Raw genomic sequence first — 9,168 nt, forward strand, 5'->3', positions numbered from 1 at the left:
AAATGATGTGTTTAGACCTAGGCTTGCCCAGTAGGTCCAAAATTAATAGGCATAGGTGGCTGTTGATAATCTTTGATCTCGCCATGAGCATTCTCGAATCGCTTTACATTTTCGTTCAACGCTTTTAGAAATCGTTTTGCATGTTGCGGTGTCAAGATGATGCGCGATTTTACTTTACTCTTAGGTACGCCCGGCATGATCGTTACAAAATCGACTACGAATTCAGATACCGAATGATTGATGATCGCTAAGTTACTGTACGTTCCTTGTGCGACATTTTCATCGAGTTCTATATTAATCTGTCCTTGTTTTCCTTGTTGTTTTTTCTTTTCGTCTGCCATTGTATTTTAGTTGGGGTCCTTATTTAGAACCTTGTTTATATCATTTCAATATACACAAAATCCCATGAGTTCTCATGGGATTTTGTTATTTCAGTGAACAAGATCTCGACCAAGATCGAGGCCTGTTCCTTTATTAATTATAATTCACTTCTTGCTTCTCGCGTGTCATTTCTTCCAGTTCCTCTTTAGATCCTACGATTATAGAATCATAACGTCTCATACCGGTACCGGCAGGAATCTTATGACCTACGATCACATTCTCTTTCAAGCCTTCTAAGGTATCGACCTTACCGCTAACCGCAGCTTCGTTCAATACTTTAGTAGTTTCCTGGAAGGAAGCAGCCGAGATAAACGACTTGGTTTGTAGCGAAGCTCTAGTAATACCTTGCAGTATTGGCGTAGCCGTTGCAGGCACAGCATCTCTAGCTTCTACTATCGCCTTATCGTTGCGTTTCAAGATAGAGTTCTCATCACGCAATTCGCGTGGAGTAAGTATCTGTCCTTCTTTAAGGCTTTCAGAATCTCCGGCATTGGTAATCACTTTCATTCCGAAGATCTTATCGTTCTCCTCGATAAAGTCATCTTTATGAGCCAACTGATTCTCTAAGAATGTAGTATCACCACTATCCACGATACGTACTTTACGCATCATTTGTCGTACAACTACTTCAAAGTGCTTATCGTTAATCTTCACCCCTTGCAGACGGTATACTTCTTGAACTTCGTTCACTAAGTATTGTTGAACTGCAGAGGGCCCTTTGATACGCAAGATATCTTCAGGAGTAATTGAACCATCAGAAAGTGGCATTCCGGCACGAACATAATCGTTCTCTTGTACCAGGATCTGGTTACTTAATTTCACCAAATACTTCTTCACTTCACCAATCTTAGATTCAACGATGATCTCACGATTACCACGCTTAATTTTTCCGAAGGAAACAACACCGTCAATCTCACTAACTACAGCAGGGTTTGAAGGGTTACGTGCTTCGAACAATTCAGTTACACGTGGAAGACCTCCTGTAATATCACCCGCTTTCGCAGATTTACGAGGAATCTTCACTAAGATCTTACCGATCTTGATCTTATCGCCATCATCTACCATTAAGTGAGCTCCAACCGGTAAGTTATACGAACGAATTACTTCGTCTTTCTTACCAAGGATCTGAAGTGTTGGGATCTTCTTCTTATCTCTAGATTCTGAAATTACTTTCTCTTGGAATCCGGTTTGCTCATCGATCTCAACTTGGTAGGTAACTCCTTGTTCGATATTCTCGTACTTGATCTTACCTGCAAATTCTGAGATGATCACCCCGTTATAAGGATCCCACTGACAAACAACATCACCCTCTTTCAACTTATCGCCATCTTTTACGTAAATGGTCGATCCGTAAGGAATGTTGTTGTTACTTAATGTAATTCCTGTCTTCTCGTCGATCAATTTAATTTCGGAAGTACGCGAGATAACGATATCTACCTTTTTACCTTCGGAATCTTCTCCTTTTACGGTCTTAAGGTCTTCGATCTCTGCTTTTCCGTTATATTTTACGACAAGTTTATTTTCTTCGGAAATGTTTCCTGCAATACCACCCACGTGGAAGGTACGAAGGGTAAGCTGTGTTCCCGGCTCCCCAATAGATTGGGCCGCAACTACACCAACAGCTTCACCTCGTTGTACCATTTTGTTGGTAGCAAGGTTTCTTCCGTAGCATTGAGAACAAATTCCTTTTTTAGCTTCACATGTTAAGGCAGAACGTACTTCAACGGTTTCTACTGGAGACTCACCAATCTTCTTAGCAATTGCTTCAGAAATATGATCACCTGCTTCAACCAATACTTCTTTGGTCAATGGATTCACGACATCGTTCAAGGCTGTACGTCCCACGATTCTGTCGGTTAATGCTTCAACAACCTCTTCATTCTTCTTAAGTGCAGAAACTTCGATTCCTCGTAGCGTTCCACAATCTTCTTCATTAATGATCACATCTTGCGATACATCTACCAAACGACGTGTCAAGTATCCTGCATCGGCCGTCTTCAAGGCCGTATCTGCAAGTCCTTTACGTGCACCGTGAGTCGAGATAAAGTACTCAAGAATCGAAAGACCTTCTTTAAAGTTAGAAAGAATCGGGTTCTCAATAATCTCACCTCCACCGGAGTTCGATTTCTTTGGCTTGGCCATCAATCCACGCATACCGGTTAGCTGGCGAATCTGTTCTTTAGATCCACGTGCTCCGGAGTCAAGCATCATGTACACCGAGTTGAACCCTTGCTGATCTTCTCGAATTCGTTTCATCGAAAGTTCGGTCAATTCAGCATTGGTCGCTGTCCAAATATCGATCACCTGATTGTAACGCTCGTTATTGGTAATAAGACCCATGTTATAGTTCCCAATAATACCATCAACTTGTGCATTCGCATCGTCGATCATCGATTGTTTTTCAGAAGGGATAATAATATCTCCTAAACTAAATGACAATCCGCCCTCAAATGCAAATTTATACCCTAAGGTCTTGATAGCATCTAAGAACGCTGCTGTTCTTGGTACGCTTGTTACCGCAAGAATATCACCAATAATATCACGAAGTGATTTCTTGGTTAATACTTCATTAATATATCCGGCCTCTTCAGGAACTTGTTCATTAAAGATCACACGTCCTAAAGTGGTTGTAATAATTTGTTTCGTGAGTTCCCCGTTCTCATTAAAATCTTTTGTACGGATCTTAATTTCGGCGTTTAGATCTACTTTTTTCTCGTTGTAAGCAATAATCGCTTCTTCTGCCGAGTAAAAGGTAAGACCTTCCCCTTTAACAGGAACTTCTTTGGTCGACTTTCTCAATTTGGTCATATAGTATAGACCCAAGACCATATCCTGAGATGGTACTGCCACCGGCGAACCGTTAGCAGGGTTCAAGATATTATGAGAAGCCAACATTAATAATTGTGCTTCTAGGATCGCTTCCGGTCCTAATGGAAGGTGTACCGCCATTTGGTCACCATCAAAATCTGCGTTAAATGCAGTACACACTAATGGGTGTAACTGTATCGCTTTTCCTTCGATCAATTTAGGTTGGAATGCTTGAATTCCTAAACGGTGCAACGTAGGAGCACGGTTCAGTAATACAGGGTGTCCTTTTAATACATTTTCAAGGATATCCCATACAACCGGTTCTTTCTTATCTATGATCTTCTTTGCAGACTTTACCGTCTTTACAATACCTCTTTCGATCAATTTTCTGATCACAAATGGCTTGTATAATTCTGCGGCCATGTCCTTCGGAAGACCACATTCGAATAATTTTAATTCAGGTCCAACAACAATTACCGAACGTGCCGAATAATCCACACGTTTACCAAGTAAGTTTTGACGGAATCGTCCTTGTTTTCCTTTTAAGGAATCTGAAAGCGATTTCAACGGACGGTTGCTATCGGTTTTAACTGCAGATGACTTACGTGTGTTATCGAACAACGAATCTACAGATTCCTGAAGCATACGTTTTTCGTTACGTAAGATCACTTCCGGAGCTTTGATCTCCATTAATCGCTTTAAACGATTATTTCTAATGATCACACGACGGTACAGATCGTTAAGATCGGAAGTCGCAAATCGACCACCATCTAACGGCACCAATGGGCGTAATTCCGGTGGAATTACAGGCACCACTTTCATGATCATCCATTCCGGATTGTTCTCGCGATTCTTATTGGCATCACGCAACGCTTCTACCACTTGCAAACGCTTTAACGCTTCCGTTTTACGTTGTTTAGAGGTTTCGTTATTTGCTTTGTGACGTAATTCGAATGAAAGCTCGTTTAGATCGATACGCTGTAAAAGCTCGATCAAACATTCAGCTCCCATTTTCGCGATAAACTTATTAGGGTCGCTATCGTCTAAGTATAGGTTTTCCTGCGGAAGGCTGTCTAGAATCGTTAAATATTCTTCTTCCGTCAAGAAATCCATTTTCTTAACCGGCTCTCCATCTTCATGCTTTGCAATACCCGGCTGAATTACTACATAACGTTCGTAGTAAATGATCATGTCTAATTTCTTAGACGGCAGTCCAAGTAGGTATCCAATTTTATTTGGTAAACTACGGAAGTACCAGATGTGTGCTACAGGAACCACAAGGTTAATGTGTCCTACACGGTCACGACGTACTTTCTTTTCGGTTACCTCTACTCCACAACGGTCACAAACGATCCCCTTGTAGCGTATTCTTTTATATTTACCACAGGCACATTCGTAGTCCTTTACAGGACCAAAAATCCGCTCACAGAAAAGTCCGTCACGCTCTGGTTTGTGCGTACGGTAATTGATCGTTTCAGGTTTAAGGACTTCACCTCGAGATTCTGCTAGAATGGATTCAGGAGAAGCTAAACCAATAGAAATCTTATTAAATTTCTGTACTGTGTTTTCTTTATTTCTTGCCATAATGCTGTGTACTATGCTTTGTTTGTTATTTGTTTTTGGAGTGTTTTATCACTCCGGTTGAAGGATTACAAAAGGACCTACTCCCTTTCGAGAGTAGGTGTTTTGTTATTCTTCTAATCTAATATCTAGCCCTAATCCTTTCAATTCATGCATTAACACGTTGAATGATTCTGGCAGACCCGGTTCCGGCATAGCTTCCCCTTTTACGATACTCTCGTAGGTTTTTGCTCTTCCGATAACATCATCAGATTTAACCGTCAATATTTCACGTAGTGTACTCGATGCTCCGTAGGCTTCCAGTGCCCAAACCTCCATCTCACCAAATCGCTGACCACCAAATTGTGCTTTACCTCCTAATGGCTGTTGTGTGATTAATGAGTAAGGTCCAATAGAACGTGCGTGCATCTTATCGTCTACCATGTGCCCTAATTTCAACATATAGATAACCCCAACTGTTGCAGGTTGATCGAAACGTTGACCGGTACCTCCATCGAACAGATAGGTATGACCAAATCGTGGAATTTCTGCTTCATCGGTCAATTCGTTGATCTGATCCAGAGTAGCACCGTCAAAGATAGGAGTCGCAAACTTGCGCCCTAATTTTTGTCCGGCCCAACCTAAAACAGTTTCGTAGATCTGACCAATATTCATACGTGATGGTACCCCAAGTGGGTTAAGTACGATATCTACAGGTGTTCCGTCTTCTAAGAACGGCATATCTTCTTCACGAACAATACGGGCAACAATACCTTTATTTCCGTGACGACCTGCCATCTTATCCCCTACTTTTAGTTTACGCTTCTTAGCGATGTACACTTTTGCAAGTTTTAAGATTCCAGATGGAAGTTCATCTCCAACAGAGATCGTAAACTTCTCACGACGTAAATTACCTTGTAGGTCATTTTCTTTAATGCGATAGTTGTGCATCAAATCGCGAACCATAGCGTTGGTAGCATCATCGGTTGTCCATGTACCTCCTACTAAATGTGTATAATCATCTACGGCATTTAACATCTTAAGGGTATATTTCTTTCCTTTCGGGAATACTACTTCACCAAGATCGTTCATGACACCTTGAGCTGTTTTTCCGCCAATAATAGCGAACAGCTTTTCTACCAATACATCTTTTAATGCATCGAATTTTGCGTCATATTTTACCTCTAGTTCTGCGATATCCTCTTTATCTTTTGCACGCTTGCGCTTATCTTTGATAGCACGAGCAAACAACTTTTTGTCGATGACAACACCACGCAATGATGGAGAAGCTTTTAAAGAAGCATCTTTTACATCACCGGCTTTGTCACCAAAAATCGCACGTAATAATTTTTCTTCAGGGGTAGGATCGCTTTCTCCTTTTGGAGTGATCTTACCTATAAGTATATCTCCGGGCTTCACCTCGGCACCAACGCGGATCATTCCGTGCTCGTCCAAGTCTTTTGTTGCCTCTTCGGAAACATTAGGAATATCATTTGTCAATTCTTCATTACCTAATTTGGTATCTCGAACTTCTAATGAATACTCGTCTATATGAATCGAAGTAAAGATATCTTCGCGAACTACTTTTTCAGAGATCACGATCGCATCCTCGAAGTTATACCCTTTCCAAGGCATAAAGGCAACTTTCATGTTTCTACCTAAAGCAAGTTCACCCTTTTCTGTAGCGTATCCTTGACATAACACTTGTCCTTTTTTAACTCGATCCCCTTTGCGAACAATTGGTTTCAAGTTAATAGAGGTACTTTGGTTTGTCTTTCTGAACTTTACAAGATTGTAGGTTTTCTCATCACCATCAAAACTAACCATACGCTCATCATCGGTACGGTCGTATTTAATAACGATCTCGTTAGCATCTACATATTCTACTTCACCATCTCCTTCAGCATTAATCAATACACGAGAATCTGAAGCTACTTGTCTTTCAAGACCAGTACCAACGATAGGTGAATCGGCGATTAACAATGGTACTGCCTGTCGCATCATGTTCGATCCCATCAAGGCACGGTTTGCATCATCGTGTTCCAAGAAAGGAATTAACGATGCCGATATAGACGAGATCTGGTTTGGCGCAACATCTGTATAGTGCACCGTTGTAGGATCTACCACCGGGAAGTCACCTTCCATACGTGCAATAACACGATCGGTATCTATAGTTCCATCTTTTTTCAACGGGATGTTTGCTTGTGCAATAAGTTTTCCTTCTTCTTCTTCTGCAGAAAGGTAGATCGCTTCATTCTTCAGATCGATCTTTCCATTTTCTACCGAACGGTAAGGTGTTTCAATAAAACCAAGGTTGTTTACTTTGGCATATACTGAAAGTGAAGAAATAAGTCCAATGTTCGGTCCTTCCGGCGTTTCGATAGGACATAATCTTCCGTAGTGCGTATAGTGAACATCACGAACCTCAAATCCGGCGCGCTCTCTCGAGAGTCCACCAGGTCCTAAGGCTGAAAGACGACGCTTGTGCGTGATCTCGGCCAATGGGTTCGTTTGATCCATAAATTGCGACAACTGATTCGTTCCGAAGAAAGAATTAATCACCGAAGACAAGGTCTTAGCGTTGATCAAGTCGATAGGTGTAAACACCTCGTTGTCACGTACGTTCATTCGTTCACGGATGGTTCTTGCCATACGCGCTAATCCAACTCCAAATTGAGATGACAACTGCTCACCTACCGTACGAACACGACGGTTAGAAAGGTGATCGATATCATCGATCTCTGCTTTAGAGTTTATAAGTTCGATCAAGTATTTAACGATTGTAATGATATCTTCTTTGGTAAGCACCTGCTTATCCATTGCGATATCCAATCCTAATTTCTTGTTCATACGGTAACGCCCTACTTCACCAAGGTTATAACGTTGATCTGAGAAGAACAACTTGTTGATGATACCGCGAGCGGTTTCCTCGTCTGGCGGTTCGGCATTACGTAATTGTCTGTAAATATGTTCTACTGCTTCTTTTTCTGAATTGGTAGGGTCTTTTTGCAGCGTGTTATGGATAATCGCATAGTCGGCTAAGTGATTATCTTCTTTGTGCAATAAGATAGTTTTAGAACCCGAATCGATGATCTCTTCGATATGGTCTTTTTCAAGAACGGTATCGCGGTCTAATACAATTTCATTACGTTCAATAGACACTACCTCGCCGGTATCTTCATCTACGAAATCCTCGTGCCATGTCTTAAGCACACGTGCTGCTAATTTACGACCAAGGTATTTTTTAAGTCCGGTTTTTGTCGCTTTGATCTCTTCAGCAAGGTCGAAGATCTCTAAGATATCCTTATCACGCTCAAATCCGATAGCACGGAATAGGGTAGTAACCGGTAATTTTTTCTTTCTATCGATATAGGCGTACATAACGCTATTGATATCGGTAGCAAATTCTATCCAGGAACCTTTAAAAGGAATTACCCTAGCAGAGTAGAGTTTAGTTCCATTTGCGTGGAACGATTGTCCAAAGAACACACCAGGTGAACGGTGTAACTGAGAAACTACGACACGCTCGGCACCATTGATACAAAAAGTACCGCTAGGCGTCATGTAAGGAATGGTTCCAAGGTACACGTCTTGCACGATCGTTTCAAAATCTTCGTGCTCGGGATCGGTACAGTATAATTTAAGTCGAGCTTTTAATGGTACACTGTAGGTAAGTCCACGTTCGATACATTCTTGGATTGAATATCTCGGCGGGTCTACGAAGTAATCTAAAAACTCTAATACAAATTGGTTGCGGGTGTCGGTAATTGGAAAATTTTCCATGAAGGTCTTGTAAAGGCCTTCGTTACCTCTTTCTTCTGATTTGGTTTCCAATTGGAAAAAATCCTGGAAGGATTTGATCTGAATGTCCAAAAAGTCGGGATATTCCGGCTTGTTCTTTACAGAGGAAAAATTCAATCTTTCAGTTTGCGTTGCTGACATCTATGGACGGAATTTTAATTAAAATAATCTGTGTGTGCGTATATACTAAAATGATAACCTTTATATACGCAAAATGGTTTAGGTCTTTCCGCCCAATGCGGAAGACCTAAACCTTAAGGTTTGAAGTAGTGGGAGCTTACTTAAGCTCAACCTCTGCTCCAGCTTCTTCTAACTGAGCTTTTAAGGCTTCAGCTTCGTCTTTAGAAACACCTTCTTTAATTGGAGAAGGCGCATTATCTACTAATTCTTTTGCGTCTTTAAGACCAGCTCCGGTAAGTTCTTTAACAAGTTTTACAACTGCTAATTTAGAACCTCCTGGTGCAGTAAGAATTACGTCGAATTCAGACTTTTCTTCTTCGGCGTCACCACCTGCAGCACCACCACCAGCGGCAACAGCAACAGCTGCAGCAGCAGGCTCGATACCGTACTCATCTTTTAATATAGTAGCTAACTCATTAACTTCTTTTACTGTTAAGT

Annotated in this window: 4 protein-coding genes; all 4 read right to left on the reverse strand. The window is 41.3% G+C overall.

The genetic code is table 11. From position 1 onward, the window contains the following. Nucleotides 1-17: 17 nt before the first annotated feature. Nucleotides 18-341, reverse strand: a complete 324-nt coding sequence (locus tag DWA30_RS03840; protein ID WP_114491223.1) for a DUF3467 domain-containing protein — start codon at nucleotides 339-341, stop codon at nucleotides 18-20. Between the two features lie 133 nt (nucleotides 342-474). After that, the gene (rpoC, locus tag DWA30_RS03845) at nucleotides 475-4,773 is read right to left on the reverse strand and encodes a DNA-directed RNA polymerase subunit beta' (protein ID WP_114491224.1); all 4,299 of its coding nucleotides are present in this window, start codon (nucleotides 4,771-4,773) and stop codon (nucleotides 475-477) included. Between the two features lie 105 nt (nucleotides 4,774-4,878). Beyond that, nucleotides 4,879-8,691 (reverse strand): DNA-directed RNA polymerase subunit beta, encoded by a 3,813-nt coding sequence (gene rpoB, locus DWA30_RS03850; protein ID WP_114491225.1) that lies wholly within the window; start codon nucleotides 8,689-8,691, stop codon nucleotides 4,879-4,881. Between the two features lie 136 nt (nucleotides 8,692-8,827). Further along, the coding region (gene rplL / locus DWA30_RS03855; RefSeq protein ID WP_114491226.1) for a 50S ribosomal protein L7/L12 at nucleotides 8,828-9,168 on the reverse strand (341 nt) is incomplete at its 5' end.

The sequence above is a fragment of the Candidatus Ulvibacter alkanivorans genome, from assembly GCF_003333325.1.
Classification (GTDB): Bacteria; Bacteroidota; Bacteroidia; order Flavobacteriales; family Flavobacteriaceae; genus Ulvibacter_A; species Ulvibacter_A alkanivorans.

Excerpts from the sequence above, each read along its gene's own strand:
- DWA30_RS03840 (WP_114491223.1), bottom strand. The coding sequence starts at position 341 with ATGGCAGACGAAAAGAAAAAACAACAAGGAAAACAAGGACAGATTAAT.
- rpoC (WP_114491224.1), bottom strand. The coding sequence starts at position 4,773 with ATGGCAAGAAATAAAGAAAACACAGTACAGAAATTTAATAAGATTTCT.
- rpoB (WP_114491225.1), bottom strand. The coding sequence starts at position 8,691 with ATGTCAGCAACGCAAACTGAAAGATTGAATTTTTCCTCTGTAAAGAAC.